The organism is Collinsella aerofaciens (assembly GCF_039758965.1).
Classification (GTDB): Bacteria; Actinomycetota; Coriobacteriia; order Coriobacteriales; family Coriobacteriaceae; genus Collinsella; species Collinsella aerofaciens_BR.
Map to the genome: position 1 here is coordinate 1 of NZ_JBDMSL010000026.1, position 18,992 is coordinate 18,992.

Below are 18,992 nucleotides of genomic sequence, written 5' to 3' on the forward strand. Positions count from 1 at the left end.
CGGAGAGCACTTAATGTGCTCTCCGTGCGAGTCAGGACTGTCCGAGCAGGCGACCTTATATATTTGCCCTCCCCGGGGCTCCTCGCCAGTCCCCCTCAGCTAGTTCTTCAGCGAGTTCAGCGGTGCCGGGAAGCGTCCGCCACGGTGGGCAAGCACGGTGCCGGCGTTGGGGTTCACCGGCATGATGGGCGCACGGCCGAACAGACCACCGTACTCGACGCAGTCGCCCACGCCCTTGCCGATGGCGGGAATCACGCGGACGGCCGTGGTCTTGTTGTTGATGACGCCGATGGCCATCTCGTCGGCGATGATGCCGGCGATGGTCTCGACCGGGGTGTCACCGGGGATGGCAATCATGTCTAGGCCAACGGAGCACACGCAGGTCATGGCTTCGAGCTTCTCGAGCGAAAGCGCGCCGGCTTCGACGGCGGCGATCATGCCGGCATCCTCGGACACGGGGATAAAGGCGCCAGAGAGACCGCCCACGCTGGAACTGGCCATGACGCCGCCCTTCTTGACGGCATCGTTGAGCATGGCGAGCGCGCAGGTCGTGCCGGGGCCACCGCAGGTGCCCACGCCGATGATCTCGAGGATGCGGGCAACGGAGTCGCCGATGGCAGGCGTGGGAGCCAGCGACAGGTCGACAATGCCTTTCTCGACACCCAGACGGCGGGCTGCCTCACGGCTCATGAGCTCGCCGGCACGGGTGATCTTAAAGGCGGTCTGCTTGATTTTCTCGGCAACCTCCATCATCGAGGCGGAGTCGGGGAGCGTCTCCAAGGCAGCAGCCATAACGCCGGGGCCTGAGACGCCTACGTTGATGACGGCGTCGGCCTCGCCACCGCCGTGGACGGCGCCCGCCATAAACGGGGAGTCCTCGACCATGTTGGCAAAGCAGACAAATTTGGAAGCGCCGACGGAATCCTGGTCGGCCGTGAGCTTGGCGGCATCGATGATGGTCTGGGCGGCCATGAGCACAGCGTCCATGTTGATGCCGGCACGCAGGCTGGCGACGTTGACGCTGGAGCAGACGCGGCTGGTGGTGGCGAGCGCCTGCGGGATGGACTGGATGACGCGGCGGTCGGCGTCGCCGATGCCCTTCTGGACGAGTGCGGAGAAGCCACCCAGGTAGTCGATGCCGAGGGTCTCGGCCGCGCGGTCGAGGGCATGCGCGATGGGGGTGAGGTCCTCATCCTTGCAGCACGCGGCGATCTGCGCCACCGGGGTGACGGAGACGCGCTTGTTGACGATAGGGATGCCGTACTCGCGCTCGAGGTTCTCGGCGGTCTCGACCAGATGCTCAGCCGTGTGCGTCACGTGGTCGTAGATCTTCGTGCACATGCGGTCGAGGTTCTCGTCGCCGCAACCCATGAGTGAAACACCCATGGTGATGGTCCTGATGTCGAGGTTCTGCTCCTCAACCATGCCGCGGGTTTCCGCGATTTCTGCGGGCGTGATCGCCATTCTTGCGCTCCTATCTGCCAAAACGAGCATAGTCTTATCTATTCTAACGTGCCGCACGCGCCAAGTGGCGCATGCGGCACGTTTTGGTGCTCGGTTGTTTCCGTTGTGTTACTTCCCAAAGACCTCTTCGGCGATGCGCGCGCTCTCGGCGGCGTCCTTGGCGTAGTAGTCCGCGCCGATCTGTTTGGCGTATTCGGGGGTGAGCACGGCGCCGCCCACGATAATCTTGACGCCCGGCACCTCGGCATGAAGCAGTTTGATGGTCTCCTCCATGGCGACGACCGTGGTGGTCATAAGCGCCGAAAGGCCGACGAGCTTAATGTCGCGCTCCTGCACGGTCTTGAGCACCTCCTGCGGATCGACATCGCGACCCAGATCAAAGACGGTGTAGCCGTAGTTGTCGAGCAGCATCTTGACGATATTCTTACCGATGTCGTGGATGTCGCCCTTGACGGTGGCCACGCAGATCTTGCCCTTGTCGGCAATCTCACCGGCGGGCATCAGGCGCTTGATGGTGTCGAAGCCCACACGCGCGGCCTCGGCCGAGGCCATAAGCTGCGGCAAGAAGAACTTGCCCTGGTCAAAGAGGACGCCAACCTCATCGAGGGCGGGGATAAAGTGGTTGTTGATGAGGTCCATGGCGTCGTGGTCGGCCAGCAGGCGTTCGGTCTCGGCCGCGATCTCGCCCTTGCGGCCCGAGACGACCATGTGGCGGATGGGGTCGTCATCGGCGCTTGCGGTGGTGCTTGCGGCAGGCGTGGCATCGCTCGATGCGGCCTGAGCCGCTGCCGGGTTTGCGGCGATCTTGTACGGATCGGTCCAGCCGGCGTAGCGCTCGATGTATCCGGTCGAGCCCTCGTCCTCAACGCTCAGGACGCGATAGCTGTAGACGGTATCCATAAAGCGCTTGGAACCCGGGTTCATGATGGGGGCGTCCAGGCCCGCGCCGAAGGCGGCGGCCAAAAAGACCGAGCCCAGCAGCGGGCGGGCAGGCAGGCCAAAGCTGATGTTCGACACGCCGAGCGCGCATTTGACGCCCAGGCGCTCCTTGCACAGGGACATGGCGCGCAGGATCTGCTCGGCCTGGCGTTGATTGGTCGAGGCGGTCATGACCAGGCAGTCGATGAGGATGCGATCCGGTCCGATGCCGTAGCGGGCGGCCTCGGCCACGATGCGCTCGGCGATGGCGAAGCGAGCCTCGGCGGTATCGGGGATGCCGCCTTCGTCGAGCGTAAGGCCGACAACGTTGGTGCCGTAGTGGGCGACCAGCGGAAAGATCTCATCCATGATCTGCTGCTTGCCATTGACCGAGTTGATGATGGGCTTGCCGGCGTAGCGGCGCACGGCGGCCTCGACGGCTGCGGGGTCGGTGGAGTCGATCTGCAGCGGCAGGAGCGTGGAGCCCTGGAGCTGTTCGGTCGCCTGTTGGATGATCTTGACCTCGTCGATCTCGGGCAGGCCCACGTTAACGTCCAAGATGTCGGCGCCCTGTTCCTGCTGACTGATGCCCTGGCTCACGACGTAGTCCAGGTCGCCGTTGCGCAGGGCCTGCTGCAGGCGCTTCTTGCCGGTGGGGTTGATGCGCTCGCCGATGACAGCGATCTTGTGGCCATCGCAGGGAAGGTCCACCACGGTCTGGGCGCTTGTGACCGACATGCTGGGCTTGCGGTGGCGCGGGCTGGGCGTGTGGTTGTCGATAAGCGTGCGCAGGGCCGCCATGTGCGCCGGCGTGGTGCCGCAGCAGCCGCCCACGACGCTCACGCCGTCGGCGATCATGCCGGCGACGGCCTCGGCGTATTCGGGGGCTTGGATATCAAAGACGGTGTCGCCGTCGTCGTCCACGTGGGGGAGTCCCGCATTGGCCTGCACCATAACGGGCTTGTCGGTAACGGTGAGCATACGTGCGGCGAGTCCCCGGAGCTCGGCCGGTCCTTGGCTGCAGTTGATGCCCAAAACGTCGGCGCCGATGGCGTCGAGCGTGATGGCGGCCACCTCGGGACTCGTGCCCAGGAAGGTGCGACCGTCTTCCTCAAAGGTCATGGTGGCAAAGACGGGCAGGTCGGAGTTCTCGCGGCAGGCGAGGACGGCAGCCTTGATCTCGGCAAGGTCGGTCATAGTCTCGATAATAAAGAGGTCCACACCCGCGGCGACGCCGGCGCGCACTTCCTCGGCAAAGAGGTCGTAGGCCTCGTCGAAGCTCAGAGTACCCAGGGGGCGAAGCAGCGCGCCGATGGGGCCGATATCGCCGGCGACGTAGCGGGCGCCGGCTTCGCGGGCGCAGGTGACGGCCGCGGCAAAGACGTCTGCCACGGTGGCGGCACCGTCGAGCTTGTGGGCGTTGGCGCCAAAGGTGTTGGCGGTAATCACGTCGCAGCCGGCCTCGACATATTGACGTTGGATATCGGTGATAACCTGGGGCTCATCAAAGTTGAGCAGCTCGGGCAAGGCGCCCGCCTTCATGCCAGCGGCCTGCAACATGGTGCCCATGCCGCCGTCGAACAGCAGGTGCCCCGTGCCCTCGATGGCCGCACGCAGGCGATCGTCCTTAATGCGCAGATCGTCGATCGTGCGCGTCTTGTAAACAGCGCCATTGCGGCGTGCGGCATCAACGGGCGCCGCCAGCGCGGCACCATCCAGATCATGAGTGATAAGCGGAGTAAACATCGGGGGCTCCTAATGGCTGGAATAGCAGGTGGTGTGGGCGGCACGGAAGCGGCAGTGCTCGCGCATGCGGCAGATATTGCAGGTGGGGCGGCTCTGGGCGTCGTGGACTTCGCCGTCGAACAGACCGATCACCGCGGTCACGCTTTTGGTGGGCATGAGTAGGCTGGTGGGCGTGACGGTCAGGCCGATGAGCCGCGTGGCGTTGAGCGCATTGACGATCGAGCGCTGGGCCGAGAGCGGGCAGTCGCCGTAGCCGGGACTAAAGCGCCAGTTGCCGGCGAGCCCATGAACGGCGGCGTCCGTCTTGACCTGCTGGTCCATTTGCTCAACGGCGGCTTCCACGTAAGCGGAGCACGCGGCGTCGAGCACGGCGCCCTCCAGGGGATGTTGGGCTCCCGTGATGCGCAGGCGACGCTCGGCGTCCATGCCGAGGGTGCATGCCATGAGTGCGGCAAAGCGGGCGTCTTTGAGATGTCGATAGATATCGCGACCGCGCAGCTCAACATTGGTGCCGACCAGGCGGATGCAAGGCTTGCCCTGCTCGTCCACGCTCGTGGCATCGACGGCAAATACGCGGCGCACGCCACGGGGCTCAATGTCCAACTCAAGGCGCTCGACCACAAGCTCAATACGTCGTGACAGTTCGGGCTCAATCTGCTGGCCGCCGTAACCCAGATACCGCAGCATCTCGGCACGGTCGACACGGGGATGGTGCGCGGCATCGATACGGTAGAGCGCCGGCGACGCAAGGTCGGCCGGCACTTCGACAGCGGTTGTATCGATGTGCGGTTTTTCCATTACCCCAGGCGCTCCATAATGGTCGCGGCGATCGCAGGACGGTTCATAGTGTACAGGTGCAGGCCGTCGGCGCCGTGCTCCTTGAGGTCGCAAAGCTGGCGGGCTGCATAATCTACACCAGCTGCCTGCAGGCTCTCGGGGTCATTCTCGTACTTGGCGAGAATCTTGATGACGGGGGAGGGCAGCGACGCGCCGCACATAAAGACCATGCGGCTGATCTGTGACTTGCCCATAAACGGCATGATGCCCGCGGTAATGGGCACGGTGATGCCGTCCTTGTCGGCAAGCTCGCGAAAACGGTAGAAGCACTCGTTATCAAAGAAGAGCTGCGTCACAAAGAAGCTCGCGCCAGCGTCCTGTTTTTGCTTGAGGTGTTCGACCGAGAGATTGAGATCCTCACAGGCAATGTGGCCCTCGGGGTAGGCTGCGGCGCCCACGCAAAAGCCGGCGTCGACGAGCTCGGGGATGAGGTCGCGGGCGTAGGCGTAGTCCGAGGCGGGCTTGTCGTCCTCGGTCGCGCCGGCAGGGAGATCGCCACGCAGGGCCAGGATGTTTTCCACGCCGGCGGTGCGATACTCGTCGATCTTGGCGGCGATATCGGCGTGCGACCGGCCCACGCAGGTAAGGTGTGCCACCGAGGGCGTGTCGAATTCGCTCGTAATCATATGCGCGATGGGGGCGGTGGCGGCACCGTTGCCCGAGCCGCCGGCCGAGCGGGTGACCGAGACAAAGCTCGGCGAAAGCTTGCACAGATTGCCTGCCACTTCGCGAGCCGTGTCGAGGGTGAGCTCGCCCTTGGGCGGGAACATCTCAAACGAAACGGGCGCGGTGCCCTGGGATGCTGCCTGCTTAAAAACCTCGTCGACGCGCATATCGTGCTCCTCTAGATACGTAATAGTGTGATGTGTTGTAAGGATTCTACAGCACCACTGTGTCACGGTGGAGTTTCACTCGTTATTCGGGGATACCAATCAAAGATGCCTTGCTATCGGCTTTCTCTATAACAGAGCGGCTAATCTAGGCACGGACTATAAAGACTGGTATCTGATGCAAAATACCAGTTAATAGAGCTCCATCCCAAATTGACTACCCTTAAACCATGGGGAGAGGTCTGCAATTTATGCAGTTGATTGGCTGTTGAGGGTGGCAACGCCGCCTCGATAGGGTAACCTCATTGATTGGTTTCGCGACAGCAACATAACGGTAATGTCGCGGAAACACGGCGAGTCTAAGCTATGACTCGTTCGTTAGTAATCAACACCGCTTCTCACGCGGTGCCGATACGAAGGGAGTTCCGTATGGCCGAACTTACTGACCGCTTCGGGACCATGGTGTTCTCTGAGGAAGTCATGAAGGACTACCTCCCCAAGGACATTTGGAAGCGCCTTGCTGCAACCCTCGAGGGCGGTGAGCCGCTCGACCTGGATGTGGCCAACGCCGTTGCCCATGCCATGAAGGTCTGGGCCATCTCCAAGGGTGCGACGCACTATGCGCACTGGTTCCAGCCGCTTTCGGGCATTACTTCCGAGAAGCACGACAGCTTCCTGGAGCCCAACCACGACGGCACCGCCATTACCAAGTTTACGGGCAAGAACCTCATCCAGGGCGAGCCCGATGCCTCCAGCTTCCCCAACGGCGGCCTGCGCGCCACCTTCGAGGCCCGTGGCTACACCGCTTGGGATCCCACTAGCCCCGCCTTTATCAAGGACGACGTCCTGTGCATCCCCACGGCTTTCTGCTCCTACACGGGCGAGGCCCTGGACAAGAAGACCCCGCTGCTGCGCTCCATGACCGCGCTCTCGCGTGAGTCTAAGCGCGTTTTGGCGCTGTTTGGCAAGACCCCCAAGAAGGTCGTTCCTTCCGTGGGCGACGAGCAGGAGTACTTCCTGATCAAGAAGGACGCCTACCGCAAGCGCAAGGACCTGGTCATTACCGGCCGCACCCTCTTTGGTGCTGCTCCCTGCAAGGGTCAGGAGCTCGAGGAGCACTACTTTGGCGCTATCCGCCCCACCGTCTCGGCCTACATGAAGGACTTGGACGATGAGCTGTGGGCGCTCGGCATTCCCGCCAAGACCAAGCACAACGAGGTCGCTCCCTGCCAGCATGAGCTTGCCCCCGTCTATGGCGAAGTCAACGAGGCCATCGACCAGAATCTGGTCATGATGGAGAAGATGAAGCTCATCGCCTCCCGCCACGACTTGGTCTGCCTGCTGCACGAGAAGCCCTTCGAGGGCATCAACGGTTCGGGCAAGCACAACAACTGGTCGCTTGGCACCGAGTCCGAGAACCTGCTCGATCCGGGCGACACCCCGCTCGACAACCTGCAGTTCATCGTCTTCCTCACCGCGGTGATCGAGGCCGTCGATAACTATCAGGAGCTCCTGCGTGCCTCCGTTGCCTCGGCCGGTAACGACCATCGTCTGGGCGCCAACGAGGCTCCTCCGGCGATTATGTCCATCTTCCTGGGCGACCAGCTTACCGAGGTCGTCGAGAAGATCATCGATGGCAAGGCTTCTGTCCATGCCACGCGCGGCGTGCTCGACCTGGGCGCCGATACCCTGCCCAAACTGATGCAGGACAACACCGACCGCAACCGTACCTCCCCGTTCGCCTTCACCGGCAACAAGTTCGAGTTCCGTGCCTGCGGCTCCGAGCAGAACGTCTCCGACTCCAACCTGGTGCTCGATGCCGCCGTGGCCAAGTCGCTCAAGTCCTTCGCCGACGCGCTTGAGGGTACGCCCGAGGATAAGTTCCAGGACGCTGCGCTCGAATACTGCAAGAAGGTGCTGACCGATCACCAGCGCATCCTGTTCTCCGGTGATGGCTACTCCGACGAGTGGCCCGTTGAGGCCGAGAAGCGCGGCCTTGCCAACAACAAGACCACGGCCGACGCCCTGCCCGCCTTTGTTTCCGAAAAGGCCATCGCGCTCTTTGAGGAGACGGGTGTCCTGACCAAGGCCGAGGCTCAGTGCCGCTACGACTGCAAGCTCGAGAAGTACAACAAGCTCATGAACATCGAGGCCACCACGATGGTTCGCGAGGCGCGTCGTACCTATCGCCCGGTCATTACCGCCTATGCCACCAAGGTCGCTAAGGGCCTTGAGACTATTCGTGCCGCCGGTGCCGAGGCCGCCATGCAGTGCGAGCAGAACACGCTCAACAAGCTCTGCAACGGTATCACCACCATCAACGACTCCATCAAGGCGCTCGACGCCGTGCATCAGAAGGCCGAAGCCCTCGATGGGCAGGAGCAGGCCAATGTGTATGCACACGAGGTCGTTCCCGCTATGGATACGCTGCGCGCCGCCGTGGATGCCATGGAAGAGATCGTGGCAGCCGACTACTGGCCGGTCCCGACCTACGACGACATCCTGTTCTACGTGTAGAGCGTAACTGACATATCGTCACGGTATTGAGCCGGGGTCCGCATCATGCGGGCCCCGGTTTTTGTTTGCTAAGGACGCTTTGAAGCCCGTTTTGCCGCCGATTTGCCTAGGTATAAAGGGCTATGGGCAAAAAACGTCAAATATGAGTACTGTCACAAGTCCTGTAACATTATTTATTTGCAAAATATGTAGTGTTACGCAACATATGTCCAAGTACTTAGCCGATAAACGTCTGCAATTTTTCCGCCGTAGGACGCCTGACGGCTAAATCGCCTTCTGAAGGCATGAAATCGCTGTAACTAAAATGGTAACAGTACTCATATTTGCTATTTTTTGCCCACAGGCCTTGCGATGATGCCGGGATTCGCACCCTGCCGGGTTCGAATCCCGGCATATCGGTAGCAAAAAGCCCGCTACCGAATTGGTAACGGGCTCCTCAGATTCTGTGGTGCCCCCAGCGGGATTCGAACCCGCGATATCCACCTTGAAAGGGTGGCGTCCTTGGCCGCTAGACGATGGGGACAGCGGGAAAGAGTATAGCAGACTTTTTTAGCCGTTCACATATCGTTGGCAAACTGAAAAACCACCACAAAGGAGTAGGTTTCTATTCCGATTTTCAAATATCTCAATTTGTAACATCTGGGCGGGCAAATCGGCTCTATGTGTTACAGATCGAGACAAAAGGCAGACGTCGGGACGAATATCTCAATCTGTAACAGTAAGACGACTTTTATCGGTCTAGATGTTACAGATTGAGACAAACAGCTGGGATGGGGCAAAACCACCACAAAGGTGCCTGTCCCCTTTGTGGTTGTGAGGTGCTAGGGGAGGAGCTTCATGGCTGCGTCGTGGGCGGCGTGCTCGTAGGTGTCGTCGAGGGGCTTGAGCGGCAGCAGGGCGGCGGCCTGCGCATCGCCGCGGCGCTCGAGGGCGTGCGCGATCAGCCAGTCGGCGAGCTCGGGGTTCTTGGGCAGTGCCGGTCCGTGTAGGTACGTGCCGATGACGCCCTTGTAGATCAGGCCCTCAAAGCCATCGTCGCCGTTGTTGCCGGTGCCCGTGACGACGGACGTTCCGAGCGGCGTGGCCTCGGCGTCCAAAAGCGTGCGACCTCCATGGTTCTCGAATCCCACAAAGGGCTCAGGTGCCAGATCGGTTTTGACGGCTACGTTGCCGATCAGGCGATCGGAGCCACGTACGGTTTCGGCGGCAATGACGCCCAGGCCCTCAATGCGATCGTCGCCCATGTAGTACGAACGGCCGAGCAGCTGATAGCTGCCACAGATGGCAAGCAGCGAGCCGCCATCCTCAACATAGGATGCGACCTTGTCTTTTTGAGCGAGCAGCTCGTGTGCCACGGCTAGCTGGTCGCGGTCGGAGCCGCCACCCATCATGACGATGTCGGCGTCGGTGAGATCGAGCGTCTCACCCATACGGACCTCGTCCACGCGCACGGGAATGCCACGCCAGGCGCAGCGGCGCTCGAGGGCGATGACGTTGCCGCCGTCGCCGTAGAGGTTAAGGGCATCGGGATACAGGTATACGATGCGCAGCGGGCGCGAAAGCTCGACTGGCGCGATGCCGACAGGAAGAGCGCTGCCGTCGGCACGGGCTACGGCGCGCCCGGCAACAGCGTCGGCGGCAGCGCCTTTCAGCCCGTCGAGCTCCTTGACCAGCGGCGGGAAGGCCGTGTAGTTGGCGACGGCGTAGAAGGTGTCATTGGCGGCCTCGTCTGCCACGGCGCCAATTGCCTGCGCGACGTCCGAGATAATCGCGGCATCGATGCCGGCGTACTTGAGACGCACCTGCATGTCGTGCGCGCGCGTGCCTCCGGCAAAGGCGACAAGACCCGGCGTGTCGGCGATGCGCTCAAAGTCGACGTCGTAGATCCACGATACATCGTGTCCGTCGGCGTCGTTGTCGTTGAGGAAGAAAGCGCAGAGTCTGCCGCCCGCCGTCTTAATGGACTGGATCTGTCGATCGAAGCCTACGGGATTCTTGGCCAGGTTGGCCTCGACGGTGCGGCCGGCGATATCCCAGCGGCCCATACGTCCGCCGGCGGGGACGTAGGCATCGAGCGTGGGCTGCAGATGCGCCGGGTCCACGCCCAACTCATGTGCGGCAAAGAAGGCGGCGGCAACGTTATAGACCATGTACAGACCGTTGTAGCGTGTGGCGATGTGTACGGCCGCCGCGTCGGGCGCAGATCCAAAGACCAGGTCAAAGCCGTAGCCGTCGCAGCCGAGCTCCACGCCCGTCACGCGACGGACAAGCGCAGGGCGGGCCCAGCCGCACGAGGGGCAATGGTAGGCGCCGAGCTGGCCGTATTGCACGTAGTCATACTCCAGCGGCGCGTTGCACTGTGAGCAAAAGCGCGAGTCGCTAATACGGTCGGACTCGGTGTTGGTGGCGCCATCGATGCCAAAGGCAATACTCGCGTTGGGAACGCGCGCAGCAATCGAGGCACACAGCGGGTCGTCTGCGTTGTAGATGAGCGTCGTTGCCGGCGAAAGTTCCAACGCGTGGGCGATGACCTCCTGGGTGTGATCGATCTCGCCATAGCGATCCAGCTGGTCGCGGAACAGGTTGAGCAGCACAAAGTGCGTCGGCTTGAGCTTGGGCAGAACGCGTACAGTGTAAAGCTCATCGCATTCAAAAACGCCCACGCGCTTGCCGCCGCCGGCTCGCTTGAGGCCGCTGCGCGCCTCGAGCAGTGCGCCCACCACGCCCGGCTCCATGTTGTTGCCGGCGCGGTTGCATACCACGGTGGCGCCGCTGGCGGCAACGGCGTCGGCGATGAGGTTCGAAGTGGTGGTCTTACCGTTGGTGCCGGTGATTACCACGCTGCGGTCGACAAGGCCGGCGAGGTCGCTCAGCAGCTCGGGGTCGATCTTCATGGCGATGCGGCCGGGGAGTACGCCGCCCTGGCGCTTAAGGACGGAGCGCAGCCCCCAGCGGGCGATATCGCTCGAGGTACAGGCAAGAGATGAGCGGAGATTCATGAAGCCGTTCCTAACGTGAATGACATGGTCGTGGCGTTTGCGCCGTTAAAAGCCGTAACGGCGCGCAAATTCCTGGGCAAGCTGCGACACGTCTTCGCAGGCATTGGCCCAGGGGGCAAAGTCGGGGGTGTCCGAGATAATGCCGTCGGCTTCCCAAACCGCCTGGTGCGAGAGGTCCCAGGGGTCGCGCGGCTCGGGTCGGCAGGGAAGGTACGGTGTCTGGTACATGGGATTCAGCAAGAAGAACGCGCCACCCTCACAGCGGTTGGCAAACTCGCGCAGCGCGCGTGTCGCCGGGCGCATCTTGTTCGTTTTGAACAGCAGAATCGTGCGGGCGAGCAGATACCAAGGAGAGTTCTCGAGTGCATCAGCTCCCACCTGTTCCTCGAGCTGGTGCGCTAGGGCAAAAAAGCCGTCCTGGTCTTCCAGGCGAGCGAGGGCGAGCAACACGGTGCCTGTGGCTCGGGTGGGGTAGCCTTCCGCCTTAAGGACGCGGCGGGCGTAGTTGGCAGCAGCGCGGTAGCGGGCGCTCGCCATGCACAGCTGCGAGATGGCCTCGAGCGTGTGGAGCCACCCGATAAGAGCCGGCTCGCTCACGGTAAGGTCTGCTGCGGTGACGCCGTCGGTCAAAACATTATTGGCCCAGTAGTGCGGGGCTTCCATGTCGAACCCGGGCACGCTTTGCTGCAGGTAATCGGCCGTGGTCGCTTCGAGCTTCATCAGGTCGCCTAGGCAGGCGTCGACGGGCGTGTCCGCCAAAATGATGGCGAGCAGCTGGGCATCGAGGACATACGCATCGACGCGGACGATCTTGAGCAGCTCATCGCGCATATCGTCGAACAGGCGGTTGCGCGTTTGCTCAAACTCCTCGTCGCTGCCCATGTCCTCGATGCGATGGAGCTCGTCGAGCAGGTGGCGATGAACACCGGCATAGGACAGCAGCGCCTGGGCATGCTCGGACTGCGCATACTTATGAGGGTTGACGTTCACGTCGTTATGGACAAGCTCGCGTGCTGCATCGGTGAGCTCGGGGTGCGACGCCAGATAGGTGCGCTCCAGGTAGGCGGGGATGTAGACGCTCGGATCCATTAGAGGTCTCCTCCCTTAAACGGCAAACCCTGCTCGGCCGCCCGCAGTATGCGCTCATCGATTTGGGAACGCACGATATCGTTGGTGGCGACCCAGGCGGCAAAACTGGCGTTGTCGGGGGCGCCCAGGCCCTCCTGCAGTACCGGCGTCGCCTCGGACAGCGCAAGGACAAGCTCGTCGGTCGAGCCCACGCCCACGTTGACGCGGGCATAGACGCCATCGGGAAACTCGGTTTGGAAGTAGAGTGCCTCGGCTGCGTGCGGACACGAGCGCGCAAGGATGCGCAAGTAGTGCTCGGCGCCCTCGTAGTCCAGCTCGCGCCAGGCAGCGCTCATCAGCGCGATGAGCGTCCACGGGTCCAAGTCACGCTCCGCATCTTTGGGGCGGCGGCGCAGTGGGGTATTCGCGAGGTACGGCACGGAGTGTGCGGAGCGAAAGCGCTTGAGCTCCTCGGCAGGGTATTCGAGCTTCGCCATGGCGAGCATCGCGGTGTGCCGGACACCAGCGGGATCGTTGGGGGCAAAGTCCAAGCTGCGATTTGCGGCTTCGAGCGACATGCGGTAGCGTCCGCTAATGAGGGCGCGTGACGCAAGGGCGGCAAGCCAGCGCAGGTAGGGGCGGCGCATAAGGTCGCCTGCGGCCTCGCGCTCGTAGGGGTCCTGCGCCGAGGCGATCTTGAGCGCCAGATCGTGCTCCACCTCGTCGCACTTGGACACCAGATACTGCACGTATTCCTCGTTGGATTCGGCGGTGAGTGCCGTCAGCATGCGCTGGGCATCCCAGTTGGCCGGATCGAGTGTGGCCGCCTCGCGGAGCATGTTCTCGGCAGCTGCCTCTTCCTGCTCTGCCTGGGCATCGTCAGGGATAAAGGGAATGCGGTAGTCGACGGCCTCGACTACCTTGGCAATCAGATGCCCGGCGCGGTCGCGGTCGTGCACGATGAGCGGTGCGGGGTTGCGGGTGAATTGCTCCATCAGACGCTCTACGGCGGCACCGTCGGTGAGCGGGATATTGTCGCGGCGCAAGGCCTCAAGAACGAGGCGATGGCAATCCTCTTGAATGGGATCGAATGCCATGGGACCTCCTTTGCTGCGGTTAGGGTTTAGATGTTTCTATATAAGGTTCTAGTTTACCCGCATGTGGCACACCGGGGGTGCTGCACTTGGACTTGCACCTTTGCACCACGAAGTCGGATGTCGCACAAATGTCGGCACCATGGACGGCCGAGTGGTATCACGGTGCCGCAAACGGTCGATTTTTGGCGGCGAACGGTGCATATTTTGGAGGGGCACAGTCCTGCCCGGGATATGTAGTCAACCTTGATAAAACGTTTGCCCAGCTTGGGAGTATGAATGCCGCACAAGGGTCTTCAGGGATAGAAAAAACGTTTCATCATTGGCGGCTTTAGGTGAATAACTGACCAACCAGAACGGTAAAATAGTGTTTGTCTGAGCGTTGAGACGTTTAGACATCGCGCATTGTCATCGCCGGCAACGCGCAAACCGGTCCTAACGGAGCCAATTGGGTGCTCCGTTATATACGCAAGTCTAAGAGGGGCTTGTTTAGGAGGCACAGTATGGGACGTTTTACCAATCCTCGCGATCTGTACTTTGGTGAGGGCGCTCGCCACGAGGTGAAGAACCTCAAGGGCAAGAAGGCCATCATCGTTTCTGGCGGCAGCTCTATGCGCCGCGGCGGGTTCCTGCAGGACGTCGAGAACGACCTTAAGGAAGGCGGCTTCGAGGTCAAGCTGTTCGAGGGCGTCGAGTCCGACCCGTCCATCGAGACGGTCATGAAGGGCGCCGAGGCCATGCGCGAGTTCGAGCCCGACTGGATTATCGCCATCGGTGGCGGCTCGCCCATCGATGCCGCTAAGGCCATGTGGGTCTTCTACGAGTATCCCGAGGAGTCCTTCGACAACATCATCCAGCCGTTCAGCTTCCCTGAGCTGCGTCAGAAGGCTCATTTCTGCGCCATCTCCTCTACCTCCGGCACCGCTACCGAGGTCACCGCGTTCTCCGTCATTACCGACTACGCCAAGGGCATCAAGTACCCGCTGGCCGACTTCAACATCACCCCTGATGTCGCCATCGTCGACCCCGAGCTCACCTACACCATGCCCGCCAAGCTGTGCGCTCACACCGGCATGGATGCTCTGACCCACTGCATGGAGGCCTACGTTTCCACCTGCGCCTCTATGTTCACCGACGCCAACGCTCTGCACGGCATCCGCGAGATCGTCGAGTGGCTGCCCAAGTCCTATGCTGGCGACCATGAGGCCCGTCAGCACATGCACGAGGCTCAGTGCATCGCCGGTATCGCCTTCTCCTCGGGCCTGCTCGGCATCGTTCACTCCATGGCTCACAAGACCGGTGCTGCCTTCGAGAACGGCCACATCATCCACGGTGCCGCTAACGCCATGTACCTGGGCAAGGTCATCCAGTGGAACTCCAAGGATCCCCGTGCTGCCGAGCGTTACGCTTACGTGGCCAAGGAGATCCTGCACCTTCCCGGCGAGACCAACGAGGAGCTCATCGCTGCGCTCGTCCAGAAGATCCGCGACCTCAACGACCAGCTCAACATTCCGCAGTCCATCAAGGATTACGCGAATGGTGGCGTGAAGGTCGACGCCGAGAACCCGCAGATGGTTTCCGAGGAGGAGTTCCTCGCCAAGCTGCCCGAGATCGCCGCGAACGCCGAGCAGGACGCCTGCACGCCCGAGAACCCGCGTGAGACCAAGGCTGCCGACTTCGAGAAGATTCTCAAGGCCTGCTACTACGACACCGACATCGATTTCTAATCGACTCTTGTTATCGTAACGAGGGGCTCCGCACGTATCCGTACGGAGCCCCTTTCTTTTTTAGAGAATGGGATAGTTATGGCTGCAATTTTCAATAGCCCCAGCAAGTACATCCAGGGTCCGGACGAGCTCGCCAAGCTCGGCTCCTATGTCGAGCCGCTCGGCGCTAAGGCCCTCGTCATCGTGACGCCTTCGGGCAAGAAGCGCGTCGGTGCCAAGATCGAGGGCGGCTTTGCCGAGGCCAAGGCCGAGCTGCTGTTTGAGGACTTTAACGGCGAGTGCTCCAAGGGCGAGGTCGATCGCCTGGTTGCGCTCGCTCGCGACAACGGTTGCGACATCATCGTCGGCGTCGGTGGCGGCAAGATCCTCGACACCGCGAAGGCCGTCGCCTATTACCTGGAGTCCCCGGTTATCATTTGCCCCACCATTGCCTCGACCGATGCACCGTGCTCGGCACTTTCGGTGCTCTACACCGACGACGGCCAGTTCGATAAATATCTCTTCCTTAAGGCAAACCCCAACATTGTCCTGATGGATACGACGGTTATCGCGGCGAGCCCAGTGCGCCTGACGGTTTCCGGTATGGGCGATGCGCTCGCAACCTACTTTGAGGCCCAGGCGACGCATGATGCCGACGGTGGCACTTGCGCCGGCGGCAAGGGCGGAATGGCCGGCCTGGCGCTCGCCAAGCTCTGCTACGAGACGCTTATGGCCGATGGCGTCAAGGCCAAGGTCGCACTGGAGAAGGGTGCGCTGACGCCTGCTGTCGAGCATATCATCGAGGCCAATACGCTGCTTTCGGGCATTGGCTTTGAGAGCTCGGGCCTTGCTGCTGCTCATGCCATCCACAATGGCCTGACGATGCTGCCCGAGTGCCACGGCATGTATCACGGCGAGAAGGTCGCCTTTGGCACCATCGTCCAGCTGGTACTCGAGGATGCCCCGACTGAGAAGCTCGAGGAAGTCTTGGGCTTCTGCATTGAGCTGGGCCTGCCGGTCACGATGAAGGAACTTGGCGTTGCTGAGCTTACGCGCGAGCAGGCCATGATTGTTGCCGAGGCCGCGTGCGCGCCCGATGACACCATGTGCAACATGCCGTTTGAGGTGACGCCTGAGATGGTCGCCAACGCCATCCTGGGTGCCGACGCACTGGGTCACTACTACCTTATGGATGAGTAAACTAAGGTAAGGAAGGGGCAAAGCCGACAGATGGCTTTGCCCCTTTTTGCTATGGTGCAAAGGGGTCAGGTTACTTTGCACCAATTGTTGTTGATGAAAGGGCGGATTCTCGTATGGCGCTTCCCATGGTTTATGGCGGTCCCGGACGATATGTTCAGGGGCCAGGTGAGCTCTCGCGTCAGGGCAGGTATTTGTCATGGTTGGGCTGCGCTGCCTATGTCTTGTTTGACCAGGGCACCGAGGATCGGCTGTGCAAGCAGATCGTCGATGGATTTCTGGACGAAGACCTAAGTGAGCCGTTCTTTAAGATTTATGACGGTCCGTGTACGGAAGACGCCGTTGTCGAAATGGCTAAGGAAGCCCAGGCCGAGTATTGCGACATGGTGGTGGGTATTGGCGGCGGCAAGATGCTCGATATCGCCAAGGCCGTTGCGTTTTATGCCGAGTTGCCGTTGTGCGTATGCCCCACGGCGGCTTCGATGGACGGTCCGTGCAGCGCGATTTCGGTGCTGTATCACGAGGATGGGTCATTCGACCACTACCTGATGCTCGAGAAGAATCCAGATCTGGTCGTGGTCGATACCAACGTGGTCGCGGCGGCCCCGCTGCGTATGACGGTCGCTGGCATGGGCGACGCACTGGCAACGTACTTCGAGGCGCGTTCGTGCGCCGCGGCGCACGGCACCAACGAACACGGTGGTGCGCCGGGGCACTTGGCTCTGGTCGCGGCTCGCGCCTGCTACGACACGCTCATGGAGTGCGGTGTCGCTGCCAAGCGCGATCTCAAAAAGGGCCGTACATCGCCGGCAGTTGAGCGCCTGATCGAGTGCAATATTCTGCTCTCGGGCATCGGCTTTGAGAGCGGTGGCTTGGCGTTGGCGCATGCCATCGCCAACGGGTTGACGATTCTGCCCGAGTGCAGGGCCATGCATGGCGAGGCCGTGGCATTTGGCCTGGTGGTGCAGCTGCGCCTGGAGCGTGCGCCCGAGCTTGATCAGGTGCTCGAGTTTTGCCAGCGTGTCGGTCTGCCGACCACGCTCGAGGAGCTGGGCCTTGGCGAGATTTCCGATGCCGATCTGCAGGGTGTTGCAAATGCGGTCTTTAGAAACGAGCGCAACATGGCCAACGAGCAGACCAAGGTGACCAAACAGAAGCTCGTGCAGCTCATGTGCGAGGCATAGCTTGGCGCTTGATTGACCTTGTGCAATCGAGGCGGCGATAGGCATAGGCTATTTGCCGCAAAGATGCGCCGCGTGTAAATTGCCCGAGGCATAAGCTAATGGCGTATCATTATCTCTTGCTTGTTTGCACTGCTCAGGGAGGGGCCGCGCATGGCGCAGGAACACGATCTGTTTGATGACATTATCGAGATCAGCAAGGGTTTCGACTTTCTTAAAAATCCGCTTGGCGGCGTGACCGATGCACTCGATCCGTCGGCGCCGCAGTGGAATCCTGCCGACTACAAGGAGCGCCCGCGCGGCAATACCATTCCGTGCCTGACCTGCAAAAACGAAAAGAGCGGCTGCACCGCGTGCATGGACGTGTGCCCGGTCAACGCTATCGAGGTCGAGGAAGACGCCATCGAGATCCTCGACTCCTGCCGCAAGTGCGGTCTGTGCGCCGCTGCCTGCCCGACCGAGGCGATCATCTCGCCGCGCCTGGCGCCTAAAAACCTGTATGACGATATCGTCTCTGCTGCTACGAGCCACGAGACCGCCTACGTCACCTGCACGCGTGCCCTCAAACGCATGCCGCGCGAAAACGAGGTCGTCGTTGCCTGCGTGGGCGATATTACGGCCGAGACTTGGTTCTCGGTACTGGCGGACTATCCCAACGTGAGCGTGTACCTGCCGTTGGGCGTGTGCGATAAATGCCGCAACATCGGCGGTGAGGACATTCTGGGCGAGGCGATTGCGAAGGCCGAGGAGTGGTCTGGCACGGGTATGGGCCTGGAAGTCGACCCCAAGAGCCTCAAGTGCCATAAGCTTCGCGAGTACGAGCGCAAGGAGTACATGGAAAAGATCGCCCGCACCACGGGCCTGACGGTGACCAAGCTCAACCCGGCGACGGCGGCGCTGGCCTCGGTGACGCAAAAGCTCAAGGCCCATCGACATCAGATTACCCAGCTGGAGCGCACGCTCAACACCATGTGCGGCACCACGACGACCAAGCGTCGCCGTTCGCTCACGCACGGGCGGCAGCTGGTGCTCTCGACGCTGCAAAACCACCCCGAGCTTGCCCAGAACATGCAGGTGAGCACGCCGGAGTGCGATTTTGACAAGTGCACGTCGTGCGGCGAGTGCGTCAACGCGTGCCCCACATCTGCTTGTGACCTGGTGGGAAGTGGTCGCTTTGCGTTGGAGTCCACGTATTGTTTAGGCTGCGGCGCCTGTGTCAAGGTTTGTCCCGAACATGCACTTAAGTTGGTCGAACACGATGCGTCCAACTTGGTTGTCGTCGACCCCGAGGCCGAGGAAAAGGCCGCGAAAAAGGCCAAAGCCCACGAAGAGGCCCAAAAGGCAAAAGCCGAAGCAAAGGCCAAGCTCGACAAGATGCTCGATCAGGTGGAGAAGCTTGCGGACTAGCTAAAAGAGCGTAAATGATGGCCGGTGG

The 18,992-nt window shown here is 61.5% G+C and carries 12 protein-coding genes and 1 tRNA gene; 5 read left to right on the forward strand and 8 right to left on the reverse strand.

The features are described 5' to 3' along the window. Positions 1-99: 99 nt before the first annotated feature. From ABHU32_RS08515 to ABHU32_RS08530, 4 genes are all read right to left on the reverse strand, one after another. The gene (locus tag ABHU32_RS08515; protein ID WP_117843357.1) at positions 100-1,464 is read right to left on the reverse strand and encodes a PFL family protein; all 1,365 of its coding nucleotides are present in this window, start codon (positions 1,462-1,464) and stop codon (positions 100-102) included. A 108-nt stretch (positions 1,465-1,572) separates the two neighbouring features. After that, positions 1,573-4,128 carry a homocysteine S-methyltransferase family protein gene (locus ABHU32_RS08520; RefSeq protein ID WP_346979639.1) on the reverse strand — a complete coding sequence of 852 codons (2,556 nt, stop codon included), beginning with the start codon at positions 4,126-4,128 and terminating at the stop codon, positions 1,573-1,575. Between the two features lie 9 nt (positions 4,129-4,137). After that, the gene (locus tag ABHU32_RS08525; RefSeq protein WP_346979640.1) at positions 4,138-4,926 is read right to left on the reverse strand and encodes a hypothetical protein; all 789 of its coding nucleotides are present in this window, start codon (positions 4,924-4,926) and stop codon (positions 4,138-4,140) included. Continuing rightward, complete coding sequence (locus ABHU32_RS08530; protein WP_346979641.1) at positions 4,926-5,798, reverse strand: methylenetetrahydrofolate reductase; 873 nt, start codon at positions 5,796-5,798, stop codon at positions 4,926-4,928. The genes ABHU32_RS08525 and ABHU32_RS08530 overlap by 1 nt, the downstream gene beginning before the upstream one ends. Before the next feature lie 426 nt (positions 5,799-6,224). Here ABHU32_RS08530 and ABHU32_RS08535 point away from each other — a divergent pair, with 426 nt between their 5' ends. Then, positions 6,225-8,312: a glutamine synthetase III family protein gene (locus tag ABHU32_RS08535; RefSeq protein ID WP_346979642.1), complete on the forward strand. Its 2,088-nt coding sequence runs from the start codon at positions 6,225-6,227 to the stop codon at positions 8,310-8,312. Positions 8,313-8,758: 446 nt separating this feature from the next. Here the strand turns inward: ABHU32_RS08535 and ABHU32_RS08540 are convergent. The 4 genes from ABHU32_RS08540 to ABHU32_RS08555 form a co-directional block, all read right to left on the reverse strand. Continuing rightward, a tRNA-Glu gene (locus ABHU32_RS08540) sits at positions 8,759-8,835 on the reverse strand. Between the two features lie 298 nt (positions 8,836-9,133). Then, positions 9,134-11,311 carry a MurT ligase domain-containing protein gene (locus tag ABHU32_RS08545; protein ID WP_346979643.1) on the reverse strand — a complete coding sequence of 726 codons (2,178 nt, stop codon included), beginning with the start codon at positions 11,309-11,311 and terminating at the stop codon, positions 9,134-9,136. A gap of 45 nt (positions 11,312-11,356) precedes the next feature. Next, complete coding sequence (locus ABHU32_RS08550) at positions 11,357-12,400, reverse strand: hypothetical protein (protein WP_346979644.1); 1,044 nt, start codon at positions 12,398-12,400, stop codon at positions 11,357-11,359. Then, the gene (locus ABHU32_RS08555) at positions 12,400-13,476 is read right to left on the reverse strand and encodes a tetratricopeptide repeat protein (protein WP_342995735.1); all 1,077 of its coding nucleotides are present in this window, start codon (positions 13,474-13,476) and stop codon (positions 12,400-12,402) included. Before ABHU32_RS08555 ends, ABHU32_RS08550 begins: the two co-directional genes overlap by 1 nt. Positions 13,477-13,976: 500 nt before the next feature. Here ABHU32_RS08555 and ABHU32_RS08560 point away from each other — a divergent pair, with 500 nt between their 5' ends. From ABHU32_RS08560 to ABHU32_RS08575, 4 genes are all read left to right on the forward strand, one after another. Beyond that, on the forward strand, positions 13,977-15,200 hold the full coding sequence (locus ABHU32_RS08560; RefSeq protein ID WP_006234677.1) for an iron-containing alcohol dehydrogenase: 1,224 nt from the start codon (positions 13,977-13,979) through the stop codon (positions 15,198-15,200). Positions 15,201-15,278: 78 nt separating this feature from the next. Then, the gene (locus tag ABHU32_RS08565; protein WP_117563611.1) at positions 15,279-16,379 is read left to right on the forward strand and encodes a glycerol dehydrogenase; all 1,101 of its coding nucleotides are present in this window, start codon (positions 15,279-15,281) and stop codon (positions 16,377-16,379) included. Positions 16,380-16,492: 113 nt separating this feature from the next. Then, on the forward strand, positions 16,493-17,560 hold the full coding sequence (locus ABHU32_RS08570) for a glycerol dehydrogenase (protein ID WP_346979645.1): 1,068 nt from the start codon (positions 16,493-16,495) through the stop codon (positions 17,558-17,560). A gap of 150 nt (positions 17,561-17,710) precedes the next feature. Continuing rightward, complete coding sequence (locus tag ABHU32_RS08575) at positions 17,711-18,964, forward strand: 4Fe-4S binding protein (RefSeq protein ID WP_346979646.1); 1,254 nt, start codon at positions 17,711-17,713, stop codon at positions 18,962-18,964. Positions 18,965-18,992: the final 28 nt, after the last annotated feature.